Origin of the sequence: Vibrio sp. B1ASS3 (assembly GCF_905175355.1) — a bacterium.
Lineage (GTDB): Bacteria > Pseudomonadota > Gammaproteobacteria > Enterobacterales > Vibrionaceae > Vibrio > Vibrio owensii.
The window spans coordinates 2,096,631-2,120,538 of record NZ_HG992742.1 but is presented as its reverse complement, the minus strand read 5'-3'; the positions used below and the strand labels follow the sequence as shown (position 1 = coordinate 2,120,538).

22 protein-coding genes are annotated in these 23,908 nt (G+C 45.8%); 6 read left to right on the top strand and 16 right to left on the bottom strand.

All coding sequences use genetic code 11. From position 1 onward, the window contains the following. Positions 1 to 10: 10 nt before the first annotated feature. The 11 genes from KJB05_RS09820 to KJB05_RS09770 all read right to left on the bottom strand — a co-directional run bounded on the left by KJB05_RS09820 (position 11) and on the right by KJB05_RS09770 (position 12,529). Entirely contained in the window at positions 11 to 1,396 is a 1,386-nt protein-coding gene (locus KJB05_RS09820; RefSeq protein ID WP_208444091.1) for an O-antigen ligase family protein, read from the bottom strand. Continuing rightward, complete coding sequence (locus KJB05_RS09815) at positions 1,393 to 2,814, bottom strand: lipopolysaccharide biosynthesis protein (protein WP_208444090.1); 1,422 nt, start codon at positions 2,812 to 2,814, stop codon at positions 1,393 to 1,395. The genes KJB05_RS09820 and KJB05_RS09815 overlap by 4 nt, the downstream gene beginning before the upstream one ends. Next, positions 2,807 to 3,979, bottom strand: a complete 1,173-nt coding sequence (locus KJB05_RS09810; RefSeq protein ID WP_208444089.1) for a glycosyltransferase family 4 protein — start codon at positions 3,977 to 3,979, stop codon at positions 2,807 to 2,809. The genes KJB05_RS09815 and KJB05_RS09810 overlap by 8 nt, the downstream gene beginning before the upstream one ends. Positions 3,980 to 3,989: 10 nt before the next feature. Continuing rightward, on the bottom strand, positions 3,990 to 5,174 hold the full coding sequence (locus tag KJB05_RS09805; protein WP_208444088.1) for a glycosyltransferase: 1,185 nt from the start codon (positions 5,172 to 5,174) through the stop codon (positions 3,990 to 3,992). A gap of 152 nt (positions 5,175 to 5,326) precedes the next feature. After that, positions 5,327 to 6,403, bottom strand: a complete 1,077-nt coding sequence (locus KJB05_RS09800) for a glycosyltransferase family 4 protein (protein ID WP_208444087.1) — start codon at positions 6,401 to 6,403, stop codon at positions 5,327 to 5,329. Then, complete coding sequence (locus KJB05_RS09795; protein ID WP_208444086.1) at positions 6,378 to 7,937, bottom strand: sigma-54 dependent transcriptional regulator; 1,560 nt, start codon at positions 7,935 to 7,937, stop codon at positions 6,378 to 6,380. The genes KJB05_RS09800 and KJB05_RS09795 overlap by 26 nt, the downstream gene beginning before the upstream one ends. 213 nt (positions 7,938 to 8,150) lie before the next feature. Beyond that, a complete protein-coding gene (locus KJB05_RS09790) occupies positions 8,151 to 8,534 on the bottom strand; it encodes an Hpt domain-containing protein (RefSeq protein WP_208444085.1) in 384 nt (127 codons plus the stop codon). A gap of 12 nt (positions 8,535 to 8,546) precedes the next feature. Further along, entirely contained in the window at positions 8,547 to 9,236 is a 690-nt protein-coding gene (locus tag KJB05_RS09785) for an AAA family ATPase (protein ID WP_208444084.1), read from the bottom strand. After that, positions 9,236 to 11,335 carry an SLBB domain-containing protein gene (locus tag KJB05_RS09780; RefSeq protein ID WP_208444083.1) on the bottom strand — a complete coding sequence of 700 codons (2,100 nt, stop codon included), beginning with the start codon at positions 11,333 to 11,335 and terminating at the stop codon, positions 9,236 to 9,238. The genes KJB05_RS09785 and KJB05_RS09780 overlap by 1 nt, the downstream gene beginning before the upstream one ends. After that, positions 11,332 to 12,180, bottom strand: a complete 849-nt coding sequence (locus KJB05_RS09775; protein WP_020198006.1) for an OmpA family protein — start codon at positions 12,178 to 12,180, stop codon at positions 11,332 to 11,334. The genes KJB05_RS09780 and KJB05_RS09775 overlap by 4 nt, the downstream gene beginning before the upstream one ends. A gap of 28 nt (positions 12,181 to 12,208) precedes the next feature. Further along, on the bottom strand, positions 12,209 to 12,529 hold the full coding sequence (locus tag KJB05_RS09770; RefSeq protein ID WP_005440957.1) for an STAS domain-containing protein: 321 nt from the start codon (positions 12,527 to 12,529) through the stop codon (positions 12,209 to 12,211). 317 nt (positions 12,530 to 12,846) lie between these two features. Between KJB05_RS09770 and KJB05_RS09765 the strand changes: the two genes are divergently transcribed. After that, positions 12,847 to 13,689 (top strand): DNA ligase, encoded by an 843-nt coding sequence (locus KJB05_RS09765; RefSeq protein ID WP_005440958.1) that lies wholly within the window; start codon positions 12,847 to 12,849, stop codon positions 13,687 to 13,689. Positions 13,690 to 13,696: 7 nt separating this feature from the next. Here the strand turns inward: KJB05_RS09765 and KJB05_RS09760 are convergent, their stop codons facing one another. Together KJB05_RS09760 and KJB05_RS09755 are read right to left on the bottom strand one after the other, a co-directional pair. Next, on the bottom strand, positions 13,697 to 14,713 hold the full coding sequence (locus tag KJB05_RS09760) for a DUF3080 domain-containing protein (protein WP_208444082.1): 1,017 nt from the start codon (positions 14,711 to 14,713) through the stop codon (positions 13,697 to 13,699). Between the two features lie 105 nt (positions 14,714 to 14,818). Beyond that, positions 14,819 to 16,189 (bottom strand): MATE family efflux transporter, encoded by a 1,371-nt coding sequence (locus KJB05_RS09755; RefSeq protein WP_208444081.1) that lies wholly within the window; start codon positions 16,187 to 16,189, stop codon positions 14,819 to 14,821. Between the two features lie 281 nt (positions 16,190 to 16,470). On the opposite strand from KJB05_RS09755, the gene KJB05_RS09750 reads away from it, so the two are divergent. Continuing rightward, the gene (locus tag KJB05_RS09750; RefSeq protein ID WP_208444080.1) at positions 16,471 to 17,082 is read left to right on the top strand and encodes a riboflavin synthase subunit alpha; all 612 of its coding nucleotides are present in this window, start codon (positions 16,471 to 16,473) and stop codon (positions 17,080 to 17,082) included. A 118-nt stretch (positions 17,083 to 17,200) separates the two neighbouring features. Here KJB05_RS09750 and KJB05_RS09745 read toward each other — a convergent pair whose 3' ends face one another. Both KJB05_RS09745 and KJB05_RS09740 read right to left on the bottom strand, forming a co-directional pair. Further along, positions 17,201 to 17,395 (bottom strand): CPXCG motif-containing cysteine-rich protein, encoded by a 195-nt coding sequence (locus KJB05_RS09745; RefSeq protein ID WP_005427574.1) that lies wholly within the window; start codon positions 17,393 to 17,395, stop codon positions 17,201 to 17,203. Positions 17,396 to 17,647: 252 nt separating this feature from the next. Beyond that, positions 17,648 to 18,514 (bottom strand): fructosamine kinase family protein, encoded by an 867-nt coding sequence (locus KJB05_RS09740; protein WP_009706070.1) that lies wholly within the window; start codon positions 18,512 to 18,514, stop codon positions 17,648 to 17,650. 224 nt (positions 18,515 to 18,738) lie between these two features. On the opposite strand from KJB05_RS09740, the gene KJB05_RS09735 reads away from it, so the two are divergent. The 3 genes from KJB05_RS09735 to KJB05_RS09725 all read left to right on the top strand — a co-directional run bounded on the left by KJB05_RS09735 (position 18,739) and on the right by KJB05_RS09725 (position 21,154). Continuing rightward, a complete protein-coding gene (locus KJB05_RS09735) occupies positions 18,739 to 19,707 on the top strand; it encodes a response regulator (RefSeq protein ID WP_009706071.1) in 969 nt (322 codons plus the stop codon). Next, entirely contained in the window at positions 19,707 to 20,669 is a 963-nt protein-coding gene (locus KJB05_RS09730; protein WP_208444079.1) for a GGDEF domain-containing protein, read from the top strand. The genes KJB05_RS09735 and KJB05_RS09730 overlap by 1 nt, the downstream gene beginning before the upstream one ends. 140 nt (positions 20,670 to 20,809) lie before the next feature. Further along, positions 20,810 to 21,154, top strand: a complete 345-nt coding sequence (locus KJB05_RS09725; RefSeq protein ID WP_005427720.1) for a DUF3802 family protein — start codon at positions 20,810 to 20,812, stop codon at positions 21,152 to 21,154. Between the two features lie 34 nt (positions 21,155 to 21,188). On the opposite strand, the gene KJB05_RS09720 is transcribed toward KJB05_RS09725, so the two are convergent. Beyond that, positions 21,189 to 21,677, bottom strand: a complete 489-nt coding sequence (locus KJB05_RS09720) for an NlpC/P60 family protein (RefSeq protein WP_208444078.1) — start codon at positions 21,675 to 21,677, stop codon at positions 21,189 to 21,191. Positions 21,678 to 21,817: 140 nt separating this feature from the next. Between KJB05_RS09720 and KJB05_RS09715 the strand changes: the two genes are divergently transcribed. Beyond that, a complete protein-coding gene (locus tag KJB05_RS09715) occupies positions 21,818 to 23,851 on the top strand; it encodes a methyl-accepting chemotaxis protein (RefSeq protein WP_208444077.1) in 2,034 nt (677 codons plus the stop codon). Positions 23,852 to 23,908: the final 57 nt, after the last annotated feature.

The window sequence follows — 23,908 nt, the reverse complement described above, 5'->3', positions numbered from 1 at the left end:
ATAATTTAGGTTATCTCTTAATTTGAGAGAGTGAAGATTTCTCATTTTGACAATCAGTTTGAACGATGCGATTTATCACAATGGTTAGTGCGGCAAGTATGTAAATCGGCCAAGTGAAGCCTTGAGTGAGGAAGGTCCCCGAGACTATGGTGCCGATAAGTCCGCTCAATACGGCGTTTGCACCTACAGATAAGGTGAAGTGCGACTTCTCAGTCAGAAGTGAAATGGAACTTAATGACGTTTTTACCAGAGAAACAATCAGAGTAATGAAAACCGCTAAACCAACAAAACCGGTTTCAGCCAGTACACCAAACCAAGTACTGTGCACCGCGTGGTTAATGCCATCCCAATGCGGGCTATAGAAGAAATAGTTGTAGTAGAAGTTCTCTAAACCAACGCCGGTTATCGGATTGTCGAGTGCCATTTTGAAAGCCGCTTCCCAAGCGTACAAACGTCCCATTGCAGAGGCATCAATACCGGCTTCTGCTGCGCCGCCCGATGCTCGCCCAGAGATCCCAGCGACAGTATACAGAATCAAAGCCGCAACTAAGCCTAGGAAGACAACCAATGCCTTACTCTTGATGTGTTTGAACGCGAAATACGCGAAGACTGACAGTGCTCCCAATAGACCACCGCGGCTTTGTGTCTCAAGGATAGACATAAACAGAATGATACAAGTGAGCAGCGCGAACCCTCGCAGCCACATGGACGACCGTTTCTCGACCAATTGGCTCACTGTAAAGGCGAGGGGGAACATCAAAACCAGCGCCAAGTCATTGGGGTCGCCTAATACCGAGCCGAACGAGCGACCAATCGACACACGCGTTCCTTCCACAATATCAATGCCGTTAGCGGCGTTATAAAGTGCCACGAGTCCGACCAACAGCCCAGCAACGATAATCGCTTTTGACATTTGTGCGAGCTGTTTGGGTGTGGTGATAAGCCAAGTGATCGCCAGTGTCATCACAATGATCTTCCAGTACGTATTCTTGAACACGGTAATCGCGATGTCGCGTGCTGAGGCGAACACAATACCGATGATGACTAACGCCCAGAAGATGAACAGCCACTTTAAAGAAGGATGCCAAAAGACCGATAGCTGACGACTGATCAATAGATGAAAAGATAACGCGCCAAGTGCGCCCAAAGACAACAACAGCGGGATTTTGAAGTTGTAGATAACCGGAAACGCTTCGTGAATTCGAAAGAAAGAGAAGATGACGAACAGAGTCACAAGCCAAAAGGTTTGGTTGAGCACAAACAAGATGGCAAGCGGAGCAAAACAAATTGCGACAATCAAAATCGGATGCGGCATCACCAACCACGCTAAAGCGATAACCACAGTAATGGTTATCGCAGCGATGATTTGGGTTGGTCTCACATCCGTGGCATTCATAACGTCACTCTTTTCGCTTCCGTTCTTAATCTCATCACAAGATTGTTACGTGTTTCCTTAGAGATGTATCGGAAGGCGATGCCTGCAAGCAGTGTGCATGTCAAAATGCAAATCACGATCGCGCTTCCAATGGATTGAGTAGAGTAAAGCAGGAACAATGCCACTCCTGAGATGATTTGTAATGCGACCATCAAACTTAGGTGGAAAGGAAGCTGCATGCACTGTTGTCCAATCACGAATGTCATCGCCAGTTTGGCTAGTTGCGCGTAGTAAAGCGCGATGAATACGCCATAAATACCAAGAGAAGAAAGCGAAAATAGAAGAGTAATTGCGACGCCAGCGGCAACGACGTTGATTCCCAGTAACCAGCGAGTGCGACGTTTGTAAAGAATCGCGATGTTCAGCAGTTCGCTCCATTCTTTGATCATAGCGATTGGCAGAAGGAACAAGGTGTAAAGCGCGGCTTCTTGATACGTTTCTGGTAAAAACTGGCTGATCATAATGAAGGCAAGGGTCCCGACTAAGACCGTGAGTGCTGCAATATAAATCATGCCGAAGTGAGAAATTCTAACGGCTTCTTTACCACGATTATGCTCTAGATACGCAAATCGACGTGGCATCCACCACATACCGAATGGTTGAACCAAAATACACATGCCAATGGCAAACTTTACTGCAATCGCGTAAACACCAAGTGTTGCTAGTGAAGCGTTCGCACCAATGAACCAACGCTCGGCGCCATTCAAGCAAAAAGCAACCAGCGCAGACATCATGACAGGAATGCAGTAATGCAGATGTTGCTTTGCGATCGCCATGTCAGGCATGACCACTCTGTATTTATTGATAATGTGCAGCCAGGTAAATTGGATAACAGCGGCCAGTAGGCCACCAAGTAACACAGAAATGACGTGTGGGTGAATCATCAGAGCGGCAACAATGAATACAACTTGAAGCACGGTGGTGGTGACCATCACGCTAAGCAGCGTTTTTGCTTTGTCATCTTGCATGCGCAGCCAAGCAGTACCAATACCAATCGCGCCCTCCAAGATAATAGCTAGCATCAGTACGATAAATTCAAACTGAGAAAACGGGCTAGGTATCGGAGCAACTAGAATCGCAAGCAGTAAAACCAAACCAATCGCCGCTGCGATCCAAACAGAAAGCGAGTAGATCTGGTTAAGCATGGTCACTTTCTTCTCGCCGTCTTTCTCTACACCAACAAAGCGGTACAGCGCCTCGTGCATTGCCATGCTCGCAAGTAGGGCAGTGACAACACCGAAAGAAGTTAGTAATTCAAGTTTGCCCATTTGCTCTGGCGATAGAAATTGAGGAAGCACTGGCAGCATAATTAAGCTGATGCTTTTGTTGATCACCAACGCAATGGCGAACAGTGACATATTGGTCATGGCTTTAGACATGGTCATATCCTTTGACGTTGTCGCGCTTCTTTGCGCTGTCTTGAGCTTTATTATTCGGGTCAGTACAAAGCTGTTGGGTAATATCGAAGTAACAACGTTCTGCGGTGTATAAACTCGCAACGTTCAGTGCCTCCATCCCCATGGTGACTTTCAGCCAAGGTGCTTCGTTTAAAAGTCGAATGGCATTGTGGAGAGAAGCGGCGTCTTTTGGTGTGTATTTAATGCAGTTCTTTCCGTGGGTTAACACTCGATCCCAATAGCTGTCGTCATGTGGAATCACGACACACATACCAGCGGCTAACGCCTCTAAAATTGATAACCCAAACGGTTCGTTCTCACTGGTCGACACAAACACACCAGACTGCGCTCGCAGCTCGTCAAGGTTGTCTGGTGATTCGTGCCATTCGATGTTTGCCTGAGTAAAATCTGGCTGCGAGCATTCAACGCCTTCGATGTTAGGTTTGATGTAACAGATGGTCGCGTTTAGGTTCGCTGACTCATCCAACTTCATCGCGTCGAGCAACAAATCAACATTCTTCCATTTCAAGAGGCTGGCAGCCCAGAACACTCGATTAGAGATTGGGTTCGCTTGCTTTGGTGCGCGTTCTGAAGACAAGCCGTTCACAAAAGAAGAGGTGTTTAAGGTTGTCCAAAAACGCTCTACCGCCGGTTTTGGCATTTTTAGATAGGCAGCAAGCGCATCAATCATGGAAGCACGAGTGTTCGATAAATAATGAATCGCAGACGCTTTTACTAAGCAGTAGCCAGATGAGCGAGACACGCCGACTGGACCATGCACCATTTGCACGATAGGTTTGCGATTGAACAGACGAAGCAGGTACAAAGGCATGTCGTTGTTTGGTGAAGACAAACCCATAAACCAGTCGAGTTTTGGTAGTTTGAACGTGACCAAAATCAGTTGCACCAGGTAAAAACAGTTCATCAACCAATAAGCGATACCATGATGAGACGTGATTGGAGAACGCTTGATTTTCAATACCTGTACGCGAGGGTTTGAGCTGAATGTGGCAGTCCAGTGTTCTGGATTTGTCGTCGCGACATAGCTAATCACATCACGTTGGTCACACTGTTTAATCAACTCAGCGTTGGCAATTTTCGAGCCGCCTTGCATTGGGATGGCGTCAAACATCAATACACGTTTCATGGTGAGCTCCTTAGTTGATGTTTAACCAGCGCGAAATTGGTTTCATGCAGTGGTTGACAGGCATGGGTGTCAGTTCTTTCTGAGTCAGTTCATCGTGGTAAATGTCTTCAATCGCTTTGACTGAAGCAGAAACCGTCAGATGCTGATTCGCGTGTTGATGCGCATTCTCGGCTAGCTTATTTCGTAGCGGCGCGTCTTGAATCATTTGTTGAATCGCATTTAACAGACTCGCCATACCGTGATTGGCGAACAATAGGGCACTGTGATTGTGCTCAAACAGCTCCGGGATACCACCTGTTTTTGGTGCAATGATTGGCAACTTCGCGAGTGCCGCCTCACCAAGAACAAGACCAAATGCCTCTTCGTAAGCACCACTGATGAAGGCATCTACATTACCTTTCATCCAGTCTCCGGCGTTGTGTTGTTCCCCAACAAAATGCACACGATCCTCCACACCTAAATCAACGGCTAACTGCTTCAACGCGATACGTTCTTCACCATCACCAACAATCACCAAATGTGGATTATGTTGGTGGTAGTTGTGCATACGCATGGCTTGGATTAAGCGGTCAAAGCCTTTGCGTTTAATGAGAGACCCAACCGAAATAAAGGTGAACGCTTGGTGGGGAATGCCCAAACGATCTTTGACATCGATAGGTGCATCGTGACTCTCCAACGACACGCCGTTATGAACGACATGAAGATGTTCTTCTGGGTAGCCATCTTTGAGAATCTCGTGACCCACATCTTTACTCACACAAATCAATTTTGGGGACAGGTGCAGACCCAGTGAGAAGCGGTCACGCAAGGTGTAGTGGCAGTGAAGTTGCGTTACCAAAGGGATGTGATTCATACGAGCAGCTAGGCACATCCATTGGCATGGGCCGCCGCTGTTAACGTGGACAAGGTCAATGTTGTGTTTTTCGATCAATGCTGTGCCTTGTTTGATCAAATCGTTCCAGCCGCTGATGTCCCAGCGAGGTGTGTTCCAACCGCCAACAAGGCTGAAGTTCGAATGTTCCGCTTCGATGCCTAGAGATTGGCATTTCTCAATCAAAGGCTCGCAGTTTGACCAGACAATTGGTTGGTACTGGTTGCGGTCAATATTTGTGATGAGGTCAAGCAGTACTACTTCGCTGCCGCGAATCCAGTTATCACCATAATGAACGTAAAGAATGCGTTTTGGAGTAGTCATAGTCGTTACCTCGGTTAGCCAATCTGTTTGGATTAGCTATTGCAACCGAGATGCCAAAATATGCCATTGATTTAAGTGTCTGTTTTTGAATGGGAAATGCAATGGGTGTGAAAATCAGATACGAAACTTCTCAAATTGAGAATGGTTATGCATCAAGTGTGATTCTCAATTTGGTAGCGTTCAATCAGAATAGGAATGATGCTGCGAGAGGAATAGTGCGCTTTGATGGTTTCAATCGCTTTGTGGCGCATTGGGTATTGTTCGCTATGACTCATTTCCAACCAGTTATTGATCTTGTCGGTTAGCGCTGGAATATCGTGGGCGAGGAATCCATTTTGACCATCTTGGATCAAATCAGGAAGACGACCAACGTCAAGGCTTATCACAACGATACCACGAGCCATCGCCTCTAATGCCGCCATTGGCAAGCCCTCATAGCGCGATGAAATGACGAGAACGCTGATATTACGCCAAACGGCATCCATGTCACTTTGATGACCGTGAAATATCACGTTGTTAGGGGCACTTTCTACGAGTCTCGGTTTTTCTGGTCCGTCACCATAAATAGAGAACTCGATATCAGGAATTTGGCGGGCAATATCGATGAAGCGGTCTGCGCCTTTCTCATGGCTTAGGCGACCAACAAATGCGATTTCTTTGTAGCGACAATGCTGTTCGGGAATCGTAACAAAGTTATTGAGCAATTCTGATTGAGTAGGGAGCTTGTCTTGAATAGCCTGACTCACCGCAAAGCTGTGATCAGAGAGCCGCGCGGAATATCGGTCGAGCCAGTCGTACGCCCAAACTTTGCCCGTTGGTGTTTCACCGGCGTGGTAGGTGGAGATTAAACGGGGGAAAGTACGAGTGAATAGCTTTGCGCTTCTAGCTAACAGTGCCGCTTTGTAACCATGGGTGTGAATAACGCTGGGTTGATGCTCGGCCACCGCGCCAGTGATTTGTTTGACTGGAATGGTTTTTGACCGCTCTGACTTTGGGCATAGGTGCCACAAATAACTCACAGGGATTTGAGCCTGATTTAATTTGTCGATAAGTGGTGCTGGTGGATCGTATTCCACCACCAACACAACTCGTACGTTAACATGAAAGGACTGCAACCCAGTGGCGAGTTCGACTACATGGCTCTCAATACCACCGTAAATACGGCTATCCAGCAGAATCCAAACTTCGCCGACAACCGGGATCTCAAGATTGTTCGAGATTAGCTTCATCCGCTTCCCACGCTTGTTTTTTGCGATACACAGTGGAAGGGCTAAGCTCCAACATCACCGCTGCGTTAAGCACGTTACCATCACAATACGCAATGGCGTTTTGAATCGCCTCTCGCTCAACTTTCCACATTGGACGGATGGTGCCATCGGAATTGAAGTAAGGTGATGACACTTGCGCCGCAGGGCTTGCTGGAGGCGCTTCGTTCGTAACCATAGTTGAGGAGAACTCCGGTTGCGCAGATGTTTCTACAGGCGCACTTTCTAATGGTTGTGCTTGCATTGGCGTTGTAGTGGAGACTGGATTTATCGCGGCTACTTGAGCACTTTCAACATGAGGTGGAGTGACAGTGCGTGCTTTCGACGGCTTGCGAGTCAGTTGAGCGGGTAGGTGTGCCAGCGTCACTTTATCATCGTCATTCAACACGACAATGTTGCGAATGATGTTTTGCAACTGACGCACATTGCCTGGCCAGTCATAGTGCTTAATCACATGTTGGGCTTCGCTGTCGATATTGCTGAACTTCTTCTTATCCTGCTTCGCGTATGTGGTTAAGAAATGCTTAGCAAGTGTGACAATGTCACTACCACGTTCGCGAAGTGGCGGCATATCGATTGGAACAACGTGCACACGATAGTATAAGTCTTCGCGGAAACGTCCTTCTTCCACTTCGGTCAATGGATCTCGGTTGGTTGCACAGATAATCCGAACATCCACCTTCATTTCCTTGGTGCCACCAAGCGGGGTGTAGGTTCCTGTTTGCAGAAAACGTAGAAGTTTTTTCTGCATCTCAAGTTCCATTTCACACAGTTCGTCTAGGAACAGTGTACCGCCGTGGGCAAGCGTTGCTGCACCTTTACGGTCGGTGGTTGCGCCAGTAAATGCGCCTTTAACGTGACCGAAAATTTCACTTTCCATTAAATCACGAGGGATAGCACCGCAGTTAATGGCAATGAAAGGTTTGTCTCGGCGATCGCTTTGTCTGTGAACGGCTTCTGCACACACTTCTTTACCCGTACCACTTTCACCAACGATAAACACGCTTGCAGAGGTTGGGGCAACCGCATCAATGGTTTTGTATACCGCTTGCATCGACAGGCTAGAGCCAATAAAACCATGGTAGTTGTGACGATCGAAGGTCGATTGAATGTTCTCGACGAGATTTTCTAGTTTTGCGCGTTTTAAGTGAAGAGTGACTGAGGTTTTTAAACGGTCAGCGTTGATGGGCTTCTCTAGAAAGTCTTCCGCGCCTTTCTGGATAAGATTGACCGCGAGATCGACACTGCCGTGCGCCGTTGCGATGATGACGGAAGTAGGGATCTCGTTTTCATTAATCCAGTCCAATACGTCTTCGCCCGACATGTCCGGAAGTTTAAGGTCGAGAATGATAAGTTGCGGCTTGCTGCGCTCAATGAATTGAATTGCCTCACGCCCTGTCTCTACGTGGAAGATGTCGTAAGGCTCGTCCTTGACGTACTGCTTATAAAGTATGGCTAGTGAAGTAGAGTCTTCTACCAGTAACACCCTTGGTCTCATAATCCTTTCCCAACTTTCTTCAATTCGTTGTTTTAATGCGTAAAGTCGGCTTGAGGTTCATGCTGTCATGATCAGTTCGTTTTTCTTGCCTCAAGCTGATGGCTTCTTTTCGATTCTCATTTTGAGAATCTTTATATTTAAGTATTAGCACACGCTGTGAGGATTGCAGAAAATTCTTTATTTTTTAGTTAATTAAATCCCTGAAATTTGTTGTTAGTCTTCAAACCCTTGTTCTTTTCTTTGGTTTAGCGCGGTAAAAGACTGTTCTGCCAATTCTGGTAATGATTGGCAAAGCTCGAAGGCTTGTTTTACATCACCTTCAACACAGTATTTCTCGATGATGCGAGCGTGACGCGATAGAGTGCGATTACCCAAGGCAAGTGCAGAGCTACCAAGCGTGTGGACTTCAAACTCCATTGCTTCTTTGTCTTGGCTGTTGAGTGCCTGCTGGATCTTTTCGACACGCTCACGAGATTCCTCAATATAGTGCTCGATTAAGGTAGGCATGATTTCCGCACAGGTGTCTTTGATCATTTGCTGAAGAATCAACTCATCGACCAATTCTTGCTCCAACGTTACATCAGTTTGAGTATTCATAGTGCGCGCTCCCTATAAGGTAAATAATTCGCTATTTTTTATTTGTTTCGATATTTTCGCTTTCAGCTTCTCTGGCAAAAATCGCAGTTTTTTCACATGACGAATCAGTTCGTCTTTTAAACCTGCGTTGTGCTTCATGTTGAGCACAGCGCCTAGCAGATTGGCATTGCTGGTTTCTAATAGCTTTTTAGCTTGGTCGATTTGGCTCGTAGTGGTGGAACCGTAACTGGCAACCAGTACACACGTATCGCAAACGCCTGCAACGACTTGAGCTGGAATGTTGTTACGGTTCATGCTCAGTAGTGGTGAAGTATCAATGACCACTCGGTCATATTGCTCAAGCCACTTATCGACCGCTTTTCGCAACATGGTTGGGTCGCGATAGGCAAGTTGTGTGCTCGCAAGGGAAGGGACGGTTAACCCTACCAGCGTTTGATGGTCTTCCTCACGAGAGATCAGTTGGCCAACTTCTTCCTCTTCTTCTTCAAAAGCATGAACCGTGCTGTAAGCGGGCTTGAACAGGTTCAGATCGACATAAAGTGTTTTATGACCTGCAAGAATCAAACGCTCTGCCAGTGCGGAAGCCACAGATGTAACCCCATCTTCAGACTGACAAGCCACCACACTAATTGACCTGTAGCCCTTGAGTTCGCTTTGAAGATAGATTTGCTCAATCTCAGCATGTGTTGCAGGAATAGTCATTACAGCGCTCCTATTAACACGATGGTGGTGGTGATTTGTAGCAAGTCACGCAAACCAGCACGGGCTTTCTCGGCAAAACTTTCGTCTTTGTGCGGAACATAAATCGTATCACCTGCACGAATCACGGGCAGGTCGTATATGTTGGCGGTTTTGCTGAATTCAACCAAGTTAAACACACGCGCCTGACCTTGGCAGCAAGACATGTTAACCACACTGATCTTCTCAACGTAGGCACTGTCACTCGGTCCACCAGCTTCAGCAAGTAGGTCCAGAATGGTCATGTTGTCATTGAAGACATAGCGACCCGGTGCATGTACTTCACCCAGCACGCGAACTGTGGATTCTTTAGAGCGATCAAGCCAGTTCTTGTCTTTCTCTGGAATGTAAATGGTATCGCCAGGGCGCACATCTGGCAGAATCGATTCGTCGCCAGTTTCAAAGTAAAGCGACAGGTTAAGTTTGCTCACTTTCGCATAACCCAAGCCACGATGCGTCACTCGGATGTTATGAATATCAGCATCTTTGGTAGGGCCATCAGCCGCAGACAAGATATCTAGGAAATGCATCTCTTTGGTAAAGCGGTAGCGACCCGGCGCGTTGATCTGACCAAACACGTAAATCGATGCATCAGAGCTTTGGCTGACCCACTGTGATTTGTTGTCTGATGGATCGTCTGGTAACGCATGAACACGAACCACTGTGCCTGCTGAAACCCTTGGCAACTTAGAATGTGGTGAGCCTTGTAGGATGTATTTATCCAAATCAAACTTGGTCACTTTACCATTGTTGGAGATTTCGATCTTACTGGTGTCCGCACGGCGAGTAGGGCCGCCCACATGGGCAATTAGATCGATCAAGTCCATTTCGTCTGACCATTCGATACGACCGGGACGAACCACTTCACCCATTACAGCGACCGCACGACTTGGTGCAACCTTCAACCATGACTTTTCATTCATGTCGGTTTTTTCAGGGACGAAGATCGCGTCACCCGGGCCAACCGTCGGTACTTTTTGCTTAGACAGCCCTTCGGTGTGAGCGGTTAAGTCGAAATTGATGATACCACCATCCGCTTTGATAACGCGGATTTGACGAGATTCTGCAAAACGTGTTGGACCACCTGCGTTGGCAAGAATGTCCATAAAGCTCGCGCCTTTTTTGCCTTCGTAGGCGCCAGGGTGAGCTACTTCACCCATCACGTAAACCACGTTCGCGCCCGCTTTAATTTCTTCTTCCTGCTTTGGCACAAAGATGGTTGCACCCGGAAGGATCTCAGGCAGCAGACTCTGGTCACCTGTATCTAGGTAGCGCTTTAAGTTAAACATAATTGGTGTGTTGTTGGTGATAACACGGATTTGTTCAACACTAGCGTAACGAGTCACACCGCCAGCGCGCATAACCACATCGACAAGTGTTGTGTTGGGTTTGTAGGTAAATGAGCCCGGTGCGTTTACTTCACCAAACACTTTAATTGCGCGAGCAGAATCGGCACTGTCGCCGGAGTTTGCCAGTTTCGCTGCATCGAATTCTTGTTCAATATTACCGACCAATGGTGAAGCAGGCACGAAGAGTACGTCCAATGATTCTAGAGTTGGCAGTTTAGAATCGTCACCGGTATCGAGAAAGCGTTTGTAGTCGAACTCAATGTTCTTGTTGCCACGCTTTACGATGATTTTATCAAGCTGAGCACCAGCACGTAGACCGCCAGCTTCATACAGGAACATTTGAATATTGGAGCCAGATGGAAGCGTATATTCGCCCGGTTTAACCACGTAACCCTGTACTGAAATCAAAAGTTGTTGTTGTTTGATGAACACACGTGCGCTGCTTACATCGCGGAAGACAGTTTTAAGGTTATCGGTGATGACATTTTGAAGCTGAGTTTCGTTGTAACCCGCAACAAAAACCTGACCGATTTCTGGCAGATTGATGCGACCACGTTTATCAACTTGAAAACCTTTATTCAGAGATGCTTCACCGGGTAGGTTGATTTGTACTAAGTCGCCGACTTTAACCACGTCATCTTCCGCAGCCCAAGCTGTATTTATGGTGATTAAGCACAGCAGCAGTAGGGTGGTAATGGCTTTGAGGATTCTCATAGTGTGCCTCCCATTTCTGCGCTTGTGTCTGAATTGGCGTTCAGTACTTCGATGCTTACGCGGCGATTAGTCAAACGAACCGCTGGTGTTTGCCCTTCGTAAAGGGGCAGTGTTTCGCCCACAGATTTGGTTTGCACACGGTCAGAGGTGATGCCAAATACGTTCAAGTAACGCTTAACTTGCTCAGCTCGGTCTTGAGCCAATTTTTGGTTGTATTCCGGTGTGCCCGTTGCATCTGCATGTCCGGTTACGACCAGAGATAAAGATGGATGGTCACGAAGGATATAAGCCGCCTCAGCAAGATGTCCCATGTATTTTGGGTTGATCTCCGCAGAGTCGACAGCGAATTGGTTGTCTACATTCAGAAGGTCATAGATGTCCGCAACGATGTTTAGGTCACTGCGCAATGCTTCTATGTCTTGTGGTGGTTTGCACGTAGTTTGCGACAATACGTAATCGAGCTGTTGCTCAAGCTGGTTTAGGCGTCGGCGCTGAATCACGATGTCGTTAGCTGCATCAAGGAGTAGTCCACCTTCCAACTCACGAGCGATACGGTTTTGTTTCTCAAGTGCCTGCACGACGGCTGCAGGGAAACACCAGCGTGCGCCTTCTTGAATCAAAGCATCCAAGTGCAGCTTGGTTAACTGCCAATCGAAACGTAAACCGTGCTCAGGGCCAAGAGGCTCGTCGGGCATCACTGGTGAAAACTGATAATTCTCGATAGAAATATCTTGGTAGCTTTCAGCCATGCCACCCTTGCCGTGATCAGGGTAGTTAAACGTTGAGCAACCAAACATGCCGACAACGAGACTACAAAACACACTTTGTCGTAAAAGATTCACCATGCCAACCTCCGTATTAACCGGTATTTTTTTAATGACCTTTTGAATTGACCGGGATAGCGTGATTGATGCGTAACAGGCTCATGATCTCCAATGGCTGTCCTGATACGTTTTCAATAATCATGCTACGCTCACGTTCAACTAGGCGCTTATATAGATAAACAATGGCACCAATCCCTGAAGAATCAAGAAATTGGACGTGTTGCAGGTTGATTTCTACTTCCTTGTGATCGTCACTGTGAATCACCTCATCAATTTGATGTTGTGCTTGACGGCAGCCTTTTGCATCTAGGTCACCAAAAAATTCGATAGTTAGCGTATTTGGGGTAGTTTCAAGTTTACGTAGTTCCATGATGCTTTCTCCATTTATTCGATTTCCTGATTTGGATAGAGCAGGGAACGTGCCAAATAAAAAATCCTTTAATTACAGGGTATTAAATAACCGTAGAACGATGTTTCATATTGAGAATCTGGTTTTTCTCAATATGAGAATCAAAAAAGTGAATCGTTTTAGGGGTTTATAAATGCTAATTCGATCCGATCTTTATGTATGTAGTTGCATTTATTTGCTTATGAGTGTTGCGTTGAGTCGTAGAACGTAAAATGTGGGTTAGGCGTTTAAAGAGAGGTACGGTTCAATGGAGGTGCTTTTTCGTACAAGGTTCCCGCATGCCATTAAGAATGACATTGATTGCCCTCGCTGTAATAGCTTCCGCCCAGCCTCAAGCTGATCCCAACTTACTACCACCTGTTTCACTTGCCGATTCCTATCAAGACGGAATAGACGTATCCCAATACTGGTATAGCGAAAAGCTTGACGGCATTCGGGCGTACTGGACGGGACAACATCTAGTGACACGAAATGGGAATCGTATCTACGCGCCAGATTGGTTTATCCGCGTGTTACCTGATTACCCTTTAGATGGCGAATTGTGGGCGGGGCGAGGTAACTTCCATCTTGTTCAGCAGACGGTTTTAGACAGAACACCGGTAGACAGTGCATGGCAAAGAATCGATTTCATGCTGTTTGATATGCCTTATTCGGCGGGTGATTATAGAAAACGTTACTACAACATTCAGGACTTGGTGTTTGCGATTGACGCGCCCCACATTAAGTACGTTGAGCATCGTGCAATTCAAGATGAGAAACATTTGTTCGAACAACTCGACCAAATTTCGCAATCTGACGGTGAGGGTGTCATGTTGAGAAAGGTATCAAGCCGTTATCAGGCAGGAAGAGGCAGTGATTTACTCAAGCTCAAACGTTTTGAAGATGCAGAAGCCTTAGTGGTCGGTTACAAACCAGGGACGGGACGTTTACTGGGAATGATGGGAGCGTTATTGGTGCGTTTGAGCAATGGGACAGAGTTTTACATTGGCAGTGGCTTTACCGATGATGTAAGAAAGTCGCCGCCACGAATCGGCTCGACAATCACATTTCGTTTTAACGGCTATACCCATAATGGAAAACCACGATTTGCCCGATTCTTAAGAGAGCGAGTTCCTCAATAAACGGAAGCTACTGATTGCCAACACTCACACCGCAGCGTTTAAATAAGTCTTTCCAGAATTGCACATGCTCCAATGTCTTTTGTCGAAATTGGTCATGTGCTTTTTCAATACCGTAATTTGCACCATGTGCGGCCATTCTTTGTTCGACTAAGTTAATCCCGCCATCGAGCTGCTGATAAGTACTGTCGACAAACGCCATGTAAGGTTGTACCTCGCCGACATAAATCGACTGAAATACGTTTCTCAAATAGCGAAACTGCGTGGTGTCTCGGTTAGCACCACAAATAATTTTGTCTTGGTTTGCTTCGAGCATTTGTGTGGTTTGTTCTAGCCAATGGGTCGCATCAATCAAGGTGTAATACAGTCGTCCAACGAGACGTGTTTTTTCAATCTCTTCTTGATAGTTCACTATGGTTACGTCGGGTAAGCGAGAAAGAGTGCGATAGGGCGTTTGGTAGATTTCATCCAAAGCAAGGAAAGCGTCTCGTACGTGGGCAACTTGGTCTTTGCTCTCCATCGGCAACCATTCAGACCCGGTTAATTGCTTGCGCATGGCATCGCTAGTCAGCAACATATTGTCGAGATGTACGGTGAGGTGATGCCATTTCTGATCGTACAAACCGTTAAGTTTTGTGCTTTCTTCATCACTTAATGGATAATCATTCAAACAACCATTCAGCGTTCTGAGTAGATTGGTTTGATAGTCGAAATCGTAAAAGGCGTCTTGAACTTTACCCAGTTGCGAGTTCTTTTCTGCAAGCAAGTTGAACAGGCCACATTGACGCAATTGATAACTTTCTAGTAAGCCAAGTGACAGGCGAGGGAGTTCTTGAAACAGTTCTCTTTTCTCAGGAACAGTGACAGCAGGGGAAGCTTTTAGGTCAGATTCTGATGCGTCTAACACGTTAGCCAAGCGTTGATTGTATTTTTCGAATACCGCTTTCTCTGGGTTAAACCATTCGTTACACCCAGTGAGTAAGCTTGTCGATAATAAAAGCGCCGTAGCAACAAGTGAACTTCTCACAGCATTTCCTTTTTAATCACTTAGATAAGTATACTTTGTGACGCGCGGGAGAGATCAAAAAAGCCAGCGTTCGCTGGCTTTAAAATTTGATAGTCGAAGTTTGAATTATTGCTGAGAGAAATTCAACTGCACTTCTGGGTCTTGGCGGTGCATCCAACGCAAGCGAATACCTAGTAGGAACGCTGCCGACGATAGACCAATGATGAAGCCTAGCCAGAAGCCTTGTGCGCCCATAGGCTCAACAATCCAGTCTGTACGACCTAATACGTAGCCGATTGGCAGACCAAGTAACCAGTACGCAATAAAGGTACGGTTGAAGATCGCGCGCATGTCTTTGTAACCGCGCAGAGCACCTGCCGCAATAACTTGTACCGCATCGGTACATTGGTAAATTGCTGCAAACAGCAGTAGCACCATTGCCAGTTCGATAACTTCAGGGTTATTGGTGTAAAGCAGGGCAATTTGCTCACGGAACACAACAGTTAGAATTGCCGTCATCATCGCAAGAGCAAGACCAACCATCACACCTACGCGAGAAGCAACACGTGCACCATCAACGTTTTCTTCACCCAAACGGTGACCAACGCGGATACTCACTGCCGCACCCACACTCATTGGTAGCATGAAAACAAGTGAAGAGAAGTTAATTGCAACTTGGTGCGCGGCAACAATGATCGAACCGAGTGGAGAGACCAAAAGCGCAACCACCGCAAACAACGTCACTTCAAAGAACAATGCCGCTGCGACAGGGAAGCCCAGCTTGAATAGACGAATTTGAGCCTTCAGTTGAGGCTTGTGGAACTCGCCAAACAGGTTAATGCTTTTTAGTCGTGCAGAAGTGGTTACATAAAGAAGCAGTAAGCCAAACATCACCCAGTAGACGATCGCGGTTGCAACACCACAGCCCACACCGCCTAGTGCAGGTGCGCCGAATTTACCGTAAACGAAAATCCAGTTAAGTGGGATGTTCAGCATCAAGCCGATAAAGCCGATGAACATCGCAGGCTTCTTTAGCGACATACCATCAGTAAAGCTGCGTAAAGTTTGGAACAGCAAGAACGCTGGAACAGCAAAAATAACCGCATGGATATAGCCAATGGTTTTCTCTGTCATTGCTGCTTCGACATCCATTAACCCAAGAATGAACTGGGTTTGGAATAACACTCCGATGATTGGAATGCTGATCAGTAGGGCAAGCACAATGCCTTGTTGGATCTCGAATGGGATTTTAACGCGGCGACCTGAACCGTTAAGTTGAGCAACCACTGGTACAAGTGCCATCAATAAACCCACACCAAATAGAATTGATGGAAGCCAGATACTTGCAGCCACAGATACCGCAGCCATGTCGGTCGCGCTGACGCCACCTGCCATTACGGTATCGACAAAGCCCATCCCCGTCTGCGCGACAGAAGCGATCAACACAGGGGTAGCTAATTTAATAAGACTCGATGCTTCTTCTTTATAGCGATGCACGAAATACTCCAGAGCGGAACAATATATTGTAAAAGAAATAATTTGAATCGAAAGAGAGTGCTCGAGGACAAAAGATGTGATGAACTGATCTGATGGTTGATTTTAGTCACTATAAGGTGAAAAAATGCCTCGGTGGAACTCCGCGCAGATGATAAACAATTGTATGCTCAGATACCATACCCACAAGATGTGGATTTCTGGTTAATTGATAGACGATTGTAAAAACACTCGGCGGTCGTTTAGCTTGGCTATCAGTCGCTTCTAACAAATAGGTAAAAAGAATGTTTACAGGAATCGTTCAGGGTACGGCTAAAGTCGTTCATATCGACAAGAAAGATCGCTTTCAAACTCACGTAGTTGAAATAGAAGGCGCATTAAATGAAGGTCTTGAAATTGGCGCGTCTGTTGCGCACAACGGTTGTTGCCTCACCGTAACGAAAATCGAAGGATCGCAAATCAGCTTTGACCTAATGCAAGCGACACTTGCGCTGACCAACCTAAGCGAATTGGCGGCAGGCGATAGCGTCAACATTGAGCGCGCAGCAAAGTTCGGTGATGAGATCGGCGGTCACAGCATGTCTGGTCACATTAGCTTGATGGCAGAAATTGCAGATGTCATTGATACGCCAAACAACCGAACAATTTGGTTTACGCTGCCAGAAGAGTCGATGAAGTACGTGCTTGCGAAAGGTTACATTGGCTTAGATGGATGTTCACTGACCATTGGTGAAGTTGAAGACAACCGTTTCTCAGTACACTTAATTCCGGAAACGCTCGAAAGAACCTTATTTGGTCGTCGCCAAGTGGGTGAAAAAATCAACGTTGAATTCGATCCACAAACACAAGCCATCGTTGATACGGTAGAACGTGTATTGGCAGCGAAACAGCTTTAGTTCTGCCAGGAATAGCTAACTCTGTTTAACTAGGCAAAAGTAACAGGGTAAAAATAATAAAGGAGCACTTTAGGCTCCTTTTTTGTTTCTTCTGTTTTTAGGGGGGGGATGTGAGTTCCTACTCGTAGTTGTCGTCGATGAACAGTTCGACCTTTTGCTGCAATTCATCAACTTTCATGTTGAGGTGAATCGCATGACAACAAGCCGGACAGTCATCATAGAACTCTTGGTTACCATTACTTGCATCGAGAGTGATGCCGATTGAGTGCCCGCAGTGGGGACATTTCACATGTCTTTCAGTGTAATTTTGCATACAAAAACTCCTAGTATTGCAGGGCTTTTAATACTTTATTGTAGAGAAAATACAGCCCTTATTTACTCGCTTGTCTCTTAGGGTTAGAGATACAACGTAAGCCGAGTTACTTAGAATATTAGGTGGTCTTGTTGCTAATTGAGTCGAAATAAGTACAAAAGTTGACCCCAAACCCAACGTTGGGCTTGGGGTCTTTCTCTAGAGTGATGTGCGTCGAAAATTTACACTCAGCAATGATCTTTTCCTTCCAAATCAATAAGAAATTATCTTCTTAATTATCGATTGCGCTTGTTCCAGATAATGTCCGCCAAACAGGTTGCAATGGTTAAGAACATGATAGAGATTATAGATATCTTTACGTTCTTCATAGCCAGCTGAAAGTGGTGCAACTGATTCATATCCTTGATAAAAATCTGGTTGGAAGCCTCCAAATAACTCGGTCATGGCGAGGTCACATTCTCTGTCTCCCCAGTAACAGGCTGGATCAAAACTAATAGGTCCTGCAGGGGTCAGTGCAACGTTTCCATTCCACAGGTCACCGTGCAGAAGAGAAGGCTGAGGTGAGTGATTTGCTAAAAGCTGTTTCACGACGTCAATAAAGTCATCGATATCAACCAAAGATACGCCTTTCTCTTTCAGCAATTGCAATTGCCACCCGATACGCTGCTCTGCGAAGAAGACGCACCATTTCTTGTGCCATTGATTTGGCTGGAGTGTCGACCCGATATAATTATCGCTGTCGAAACCGAACTCTTTTTGTTCACCCCACAAATGAAGGCGAGCCAGTTGTTGGCCAAACTTAAAGCTGTTGCTGGCATCTTCAAGCGGTTTGGTTGGGAGGTAATTAAGAATAATAAACGAGTGCGTTTTAGTTTTACCGACTAAAACGACTTCAGGGACAAATAGAGTAGAGGTTTCACGCAAAAGGTGAAGGCTTTCCGCTTCTACTTCAAACTTGGCTAAGAAATCCCGATCATTAAGTTTGACGAAATAGCGCTGCTCTCCGTCATTGATCATATAGCTTTCGCTAATGTCGCCGCCTGAAAGTTTCACTTTCTCGGTGATTTGATATTCAAACATTAAGGTATCAGAAAGCTGTTGCGATATTGCTTGCCACATACAAAACCTCGCTCATCTATTTGACCAACAATAGTTTAGGATAAACGGCGGAAGATTGACGCGCACTTGAGCAAACTTCGACAATAAATACGTCGGTCATAGTGAAAAATGTGCATAAGTGTGAATCATGTCGCCTATAACTCTATGATTTATCGACTTAACATATGGAGCTATTGAGATACAACGAGTATTATTATTTTTTTGACTTTAGTTCCATTGGTGGCATGAAAATACTGATTTGTGATGATTCGGCAGTCGCACGAAAGTTGATTTCCCGATCCATCGTACAAGATACATCATTGCACCTTCTCGAAGCCCAAGATGGTCACGAGGCGTTAAAAATCCTAGCGGAACAAAATATTGACGTTTTGTTTCTCGATTTGACGATGCCGATAATGGACGGATTCGAGGTACTAGAGTCTCTGCCTGTTAGCCAACATCAAACCAAGATTGTCATTGTTTCGGGTGACGTCCAGCAAGAAGCTAAACAACGTTGTTTGGATCTTGGTGCAATAGACTTTATTGCAAAACCACTCTCTGAAGAACAAGTCGTTCCTTTGTATGAAAGTCTGGGGTTGCATTACGCCTTCAGTTCTAGTGTTGAAATTGAACCAACGCCAAACATAGAAATTACCCCATTGTCTAAGTTCCGAGAGGTAGCCAATATTGCGCTAGGTAAAGGCGCGGCAATCATGGCGGACCATCTGCGCGAATTTATTCAACTTCCTGTGCCTCATGTCGGGCCGCTGTCTTATGGCGAGCTTCATATGACGCTGGTGGATGTGATCGGGCGTGATAGTTCTGTGGCGGTTGCCCAGCGATTTGTCGGTGGCGGTATCCACGGTGAAGCATTGGTTTGTTTGCGCGGTAAAGACATCAACCAAATCGGTGAGCGGTTGGGGTATTTACTAGAGTTTACGCCACACAATGAAATCATCTTAAACGTGTCTAACTTGTTGGTTTCTTCTTTCCTAACGTCTTTAGGTAACCAACTGGATAAGCAATTCTCTCTACGTCAGCCAGGTATCATTGAAACCATTACGCCTTTTAGTGAAGAAAAGGGCGAAGCTGGCCAACTCTTTACCATCGAATACACCTACATGGCAGAGGCACTCGACTTTGAGTGTGAAGTTCTGTTTTTGATAGATAAATCATCCGTAGAAATCATCTATGAAATCATGGAGTTAATCTAATGTCCGAAATCACGCTGGACATAGCAGACTTTCACTGGGTTACCCAAATTCTGGATACCATGGACTCTGGACTTATCGTACTCGACCAAGAGTATAAAGTCTGTGTGTGGAACAGTTTCATGCAGTCTTACAGCGGTATCTTGTCGCAAAACATCTTAGGTGAGTGCTTATTTGATCACTTTGAAGATCTCCCCCGAACATGGCTAGAGACCAAGCTGAAAACGTCGGCGGATTTAGAGGCGCGTTCATTCTCTAGCTGGGAAAACCGACCATATCTTTTTAAGTTCAACAACTTCTCGCCGGTTTCAAACAGCAGCAACCTGATGTTCCAAGACATTGTGATCACGCCATTGCGCTCCCTCTCAGGAGAAGTGAGCCACATTGCGATTCAAATCAACGATGTCTCAGAAACCGCGCGTAACCGTATTCACTTGAGAGAAACTAACCAACATCTTTCTGAAATCAGTCGTAAAGACGGCCTCACGGGATTGTTTAACCGTGCGTACTGGGAGCAGTCATTGAAAGAAGAGTTTGCCCAACTTAAAGTCATTGAAGGGGCAAGTTCGTTGGTGATCTTTGATATTGACCACTTTAAAAAGGTCAACGACACCTATGGCCACCACACTGGCGATGAAGTGATTCGTCGTACATCTAGCTTATTGCGTAAAACGGCACGCAGTAGTGATGTTTGTGGGCGTTTCGGTGGGGAAGAGTTCACCGTTCTTCTGCCGCATACCAATCAAGAACAGGCGAGCTATTTTGCAGAGCGTTTAAGAAAGCGAATCGAGCAAGAAATCGTGAAAGTTGAAGACTTTTTGATTAACTACACGATAAGTATTGGCGTTTGCGAGTATAAATCGTACTTCGAGAGTCACACACAATGGCTTAAGAGTGCCGATGCTGCGTTATATCGCGCTAAAGAAAATGGACGAAATCAAACCTGTTGTCACGAAGATGACTAACCTAATTGGTTGAAAACCATTCAGTTAACGCATCAATGCTTATTAATATGAAATAAGTTAATGAAATTTTCTCGGCATGTCTTACTATTGAAACTATTTCGCTTTCAGCTTCGAAGGCTTGCACTAAACGGAGAAAAACAGTGGTTGTAGAAACCGATGGATATCTCGCTCTAATCGAGCACTTGTCACTTAACTTAGATATTTTCACGTCTGAAATCGGTGACACAGGATCAGAAAGCATTGAAGATGTCGTGACTGACATGGTTGCGTCGAACATCATGGCGATATTCGAACAAAACCCAGAATTGCATTCAAGTGTGCGCTTTAAGTTACTAAAAGAAGCTGATGCGGTAGTAGAAGATTTGGGTGAAGTGCTTGCGGGTGTGTGGACGAAAAAAGCGACCAATGAGCAGATCGCTTTTTTAGATGAATACATCGCGTTGGTGAAGAACTTGTTCGATACAGCTGTCGCGACCTACGACTGATTCCAATCTCTCGTCATTCCTATTCAAAGAAGGGTTACATTGTAACTCTTCTTACTTGCCAAAATTTCGATGCCCAATACGGGTTGTCGATTCTCGAAATGATCACGCCTTTCGATGTGGAAGCGTGCATAAACTGCTTATTACCCAAGTAGATACCGACATGGTATGTGCTTCTACGGGTCTTGAAAAACACCAAGTCGCCTTGCTGCGCATCAGACCAACTCATCTCAACACCTTGCTTAGACTGTTGGCGCGTTGTTCGCGGTAATGACATTTGGTATGCCTCGACAAAGGCTTTTTGTACAAACGCAGAACAGTCTATGCCTGATTTCTTTGTACCGCCTAAACGATAGGGCGTGCCTTCCCATTCATTAAAAAACTGAAACAAGTCCTGATTGTCGGACAGAAGTTGGTTGACTGGAAGGGAGGCGTTTACTTGTGTTTCTGGGGCTGGGCCAGAAGAACACGCACTAAGTAGCGTACTGATTATTAAAGGGAAAAATATACGACGTACTTTGTACACAGGTCATCTCCATGACTTAAAACTGAAATATTAGTGTCATAACCAATCCCTACTATGGGCTGAAAATCACGTTTTTGTCTCACTTATGTGACGAACAAACGGAAAGTTGATTCAAAACCAAGAAAGAACATAAATTGATTATGACAGAGCGCAAACGTTTACGCCTTTCTCTTTCACTGATTCAGACTATCAGTGCAACATTTTTAACTATCATCGCACTTGTTATAGCCCTTTCTGTCTCAAGTTTCAAAGGAATGGAACAGATTGGCGAACAATTTGAAGAGTTGTCTCAAAAAGCGTTACCCATGGCAATGGCAAATGCGACACTCACAAGGAACGTTTTAGAGCAGGTCAAACTGCTTAACTATGGAATGCAAATCACCGACCCGAATGAACTTCCTCTTATCACTTCTCAAATTGAAGAGTTAGCACAGCAAAGTGACGGGCTCATAGAGCAAACTTCAGGTGTAGCTGAAGACCTATCAAGCATGCTCAAAGAAAACGTTGCTGAGTTGCATCAAGTCACCAATTCCATTTTATCGAAACAGTCTGCGGTGATTCAGATGCAAAGCGACATTAACTCGGCCGTTGGTGGGTTTCGATATGGCTTAAGTTCGATTGGCCCAGAGATGAACCGTATCAGCTCCTTTCTAAGCAACGACAACCCTGAATCGAGTGATGCGGCAAATCGCTTCATTGCGTCTGCAAGCTCGATGGAAAGCACCTTCTTGGTCATGATGATGCAAACCGAGCTAGAGAAAGCGGAGCAAGAATACAGAGAAATGCGAAACCGTATCGCTGGTATTAACCTCGCTTACGATGACTTCAAAGAATGGCATCCGGAAGTGACAGAGTTCGCCAGCCTAACTGCGCCTTATGAGATGGTACAGGCTGGCTTCAAAGATGAAGGGGTTTTGCGTTTGATTTTGGCGAAACTTGAACAGAGCGAACAGCAAAAGGTCGAGTTTCAACGTGCCTCTCAACTCTCAAACGAAACCATGTATTTGCTCGACCAAGTATCTAATTCCGCCTCTGCTCTGATTGATGAGCGTGAAACCATTGTCCACAGCACCATTCAAAACGTCAGTTTGATGGTTGTTGTTGCCGCTGGCGTTATCTCGCTCGTAGTGTTAGTGACTTGGTTTGGCCTTCGCACTTGGATCAATCGAGGTTTGAAAAACATCCTTACTCGTCTTTCCGCGTTAACGGAAAATGATTTCCGAGATAAAGCGCAAGAGATTGGCCCGTTTGAACTTAAAGAAGTCGCACGCAAACTTAACCAAGTTATCGACTCAACACACGATTCGATTTCAACCGTTACGCGTAACTGCGAAACCTTGTACCAAACCGCTGAGATAAGCCACGATGCGGCTGAGCAAACCAATCAAAGCTTAACTGTGCAGAATGAAGCGCTGGCGAGCATGGTGACGACCATTACTCAGTTAGAAGCATCGATTAAAGAGATCGCGACGGTGACGAATGCCTCTTCCGAAGATTCGTATTTAGCGACGGAACACACAGTGACAGGCGTTGCTGTGGTAGAGCAAAACCGTCAGCGTTTGGAATCACTAGAAAACTCACTCAACATCAATGAACACTCCATGATTGAACTCGACCAACGAGTAAAACAGATTCGTGAGATGGTGGATATGATCAGCGGCATTGCCGATAACACCAACTTACTTGCTTTGAATGCGGCGATTGAAGCGGCGCGTGCAGGGGAGCAAGGGCGAGGTTTCGCGGTAGTCGCCGATGAGGTTCGCAAGCTAGCCAGTGATACCTCGCAGCAGACCACCAATATTCGTGAAATGATGAATGAGTTAGTCGCTGCGGCAGAACGCTCACGTAAAGCGGTAAATGACTCACGTGAGGAAATGTCTTACGCAATGCAATCGAGTGATGAAGTGAAATCGGCATTCTCAGACATTAACGAAGCGGTTCAGCATATCCAACAACGTGTCGAACAGATTTCTGTTGCGACAGAAGAGCAAGAGCGAGCAACGGCAGACGTGTCGCAAGCTATTACACACATTTCTGACCAAGGTGAGCACACCAAACTCCAATTAGAATCCATGGTCGAAAGCTCAGAGCAAGTTGCAGACATCGCAGGGCATCAACAAGCGATGCTGCATAAATACGAACTGCATAAAGTGAGTTGCTCCAGCATTAGGTGAGACCAAACGAACTTCCAATACGACCAAAGGCAGGGCAATCGCTCTGCCTTTTTATTT

Coding starts and splice junctions, on each gene's coding strand:
- KJB05_RS09745 (WP_005427574.1), bottom strand. CDS start 17,395: ATGCAAAATTACACTGAAAGACATGTGAAATGTCCCCACTGCGGGCAC.
- KJB05_RS09795 (WP_208444086.1), bottom strand. CDS start 7,937: ATGAGACCAAGGGTGTTACTGGTAGAAGACTCTACTTCACTAGCCATA.
- KJB05_RS09730 (WP_208444079.1), top strand. CDS start 19,707: ATGTCCGAAATCACGCTGGACATAGCAGACTTTCACTGGGTTACCCAA.
- KJB05_RS09780 (WP_208444083.1), bottom strand. CDS start 11,335: ATGAGAATCCTCAAAGCCATTACCACCCTACTGCTGCTGTGCTTAATC.
- KJB05_RS09775 (WP_020198006.1), bottom strand. CDS start 12,180: ATGGTGAATCTTTTACGACAAAGTGTGTTTTGTAGTCTCGTTGTCGGC.
- KJB05_RS09740 (WP_009706070.1), bottom strand. CDS start 18,514: ATGTGGCAAGCAATATCGCAACAGCTTTCTGATACCTTAATGTTTGAA.
- KJB05_RS09750 (WP_208444080.1), top strand. CDS start 16,471: ATGTTTACAGGAATCGTTCAGGGTACGGCTAAAGTCGTTCATATCGAC.
- KJB05_RS09765 (WP_005440958.1), top strand. CDS start 12,847: ATGCCATTAAGAATGACATTGATTGCCCTCGCTGTAATAGCTTCCGCC.
- KJB05_RS09810 (WP_208444089.1), bottom strand. CDS start 3,979: ATGAAACGTGTATTGATGTTTGACGCCATCCCAATGCAAGGCGGCTCG.
- KJB05_RS09815 (WP_208444090.1), bottom strand. CDS start 2,814: ATGTCTAAAGCCATGACCAATATGTCACTGTTCGCCATTGCGTTGGTG.
- KJB05_RS09735 (WP_009706071.1), top strand. CDS start 18,739: ATGAAAATACTGATTTGTGATGATTCGGCAGTCGCACGAAAGTTGATT.
- KJB05_RS09715 (WP_208444077.1), top strand. CDS start 21,818: ATGACAGAGCGCAAACGTTTACGCCTTTCTCTTTCACTGATTCAGACT.
- KJB05_RS09805 (WP_208444088.1), bottom strand. CDS start 5,174: ATGACTACTCCAAAACGCATTCTTTACGTTCATTATGGTGATAACTGG.
- KJB05_RS09820 (WP_208444091.1), bottom strand. CDS start 1,396: ATGAATGCCACGGATGTGAGACCAACCCAAATCATCGCTGCGATAACC.
- KJB05_RS09790 (WP_208444085.1), bottom strand. CDS start 8,534: ATGAATACTCAAACTGATGTAACGTTGGAGCAAGAATTGGTCGATGAG.
- KJB05_RS09800 (WP_208444087.1), bottom strand. CDS start 6,403: ATGAAGCTAATCTCGAACAATCTTGAGATCCCGGTTGTCGGCGAAGTT.
- KJB05_RS09770 (WP_005440957.1), bottom strand. CDS start 12,529: ATGGAACTACGTAAACTTGAAACTACCCCAAATACGCTAACTATCGAA.
- KJB05_RS09785 (WP_208444084.1), bottom strand. CDS start 9,236: ATGACTATTCCTGCAACACATGCTGAGATTGAGCAAATCTATCTTCAA.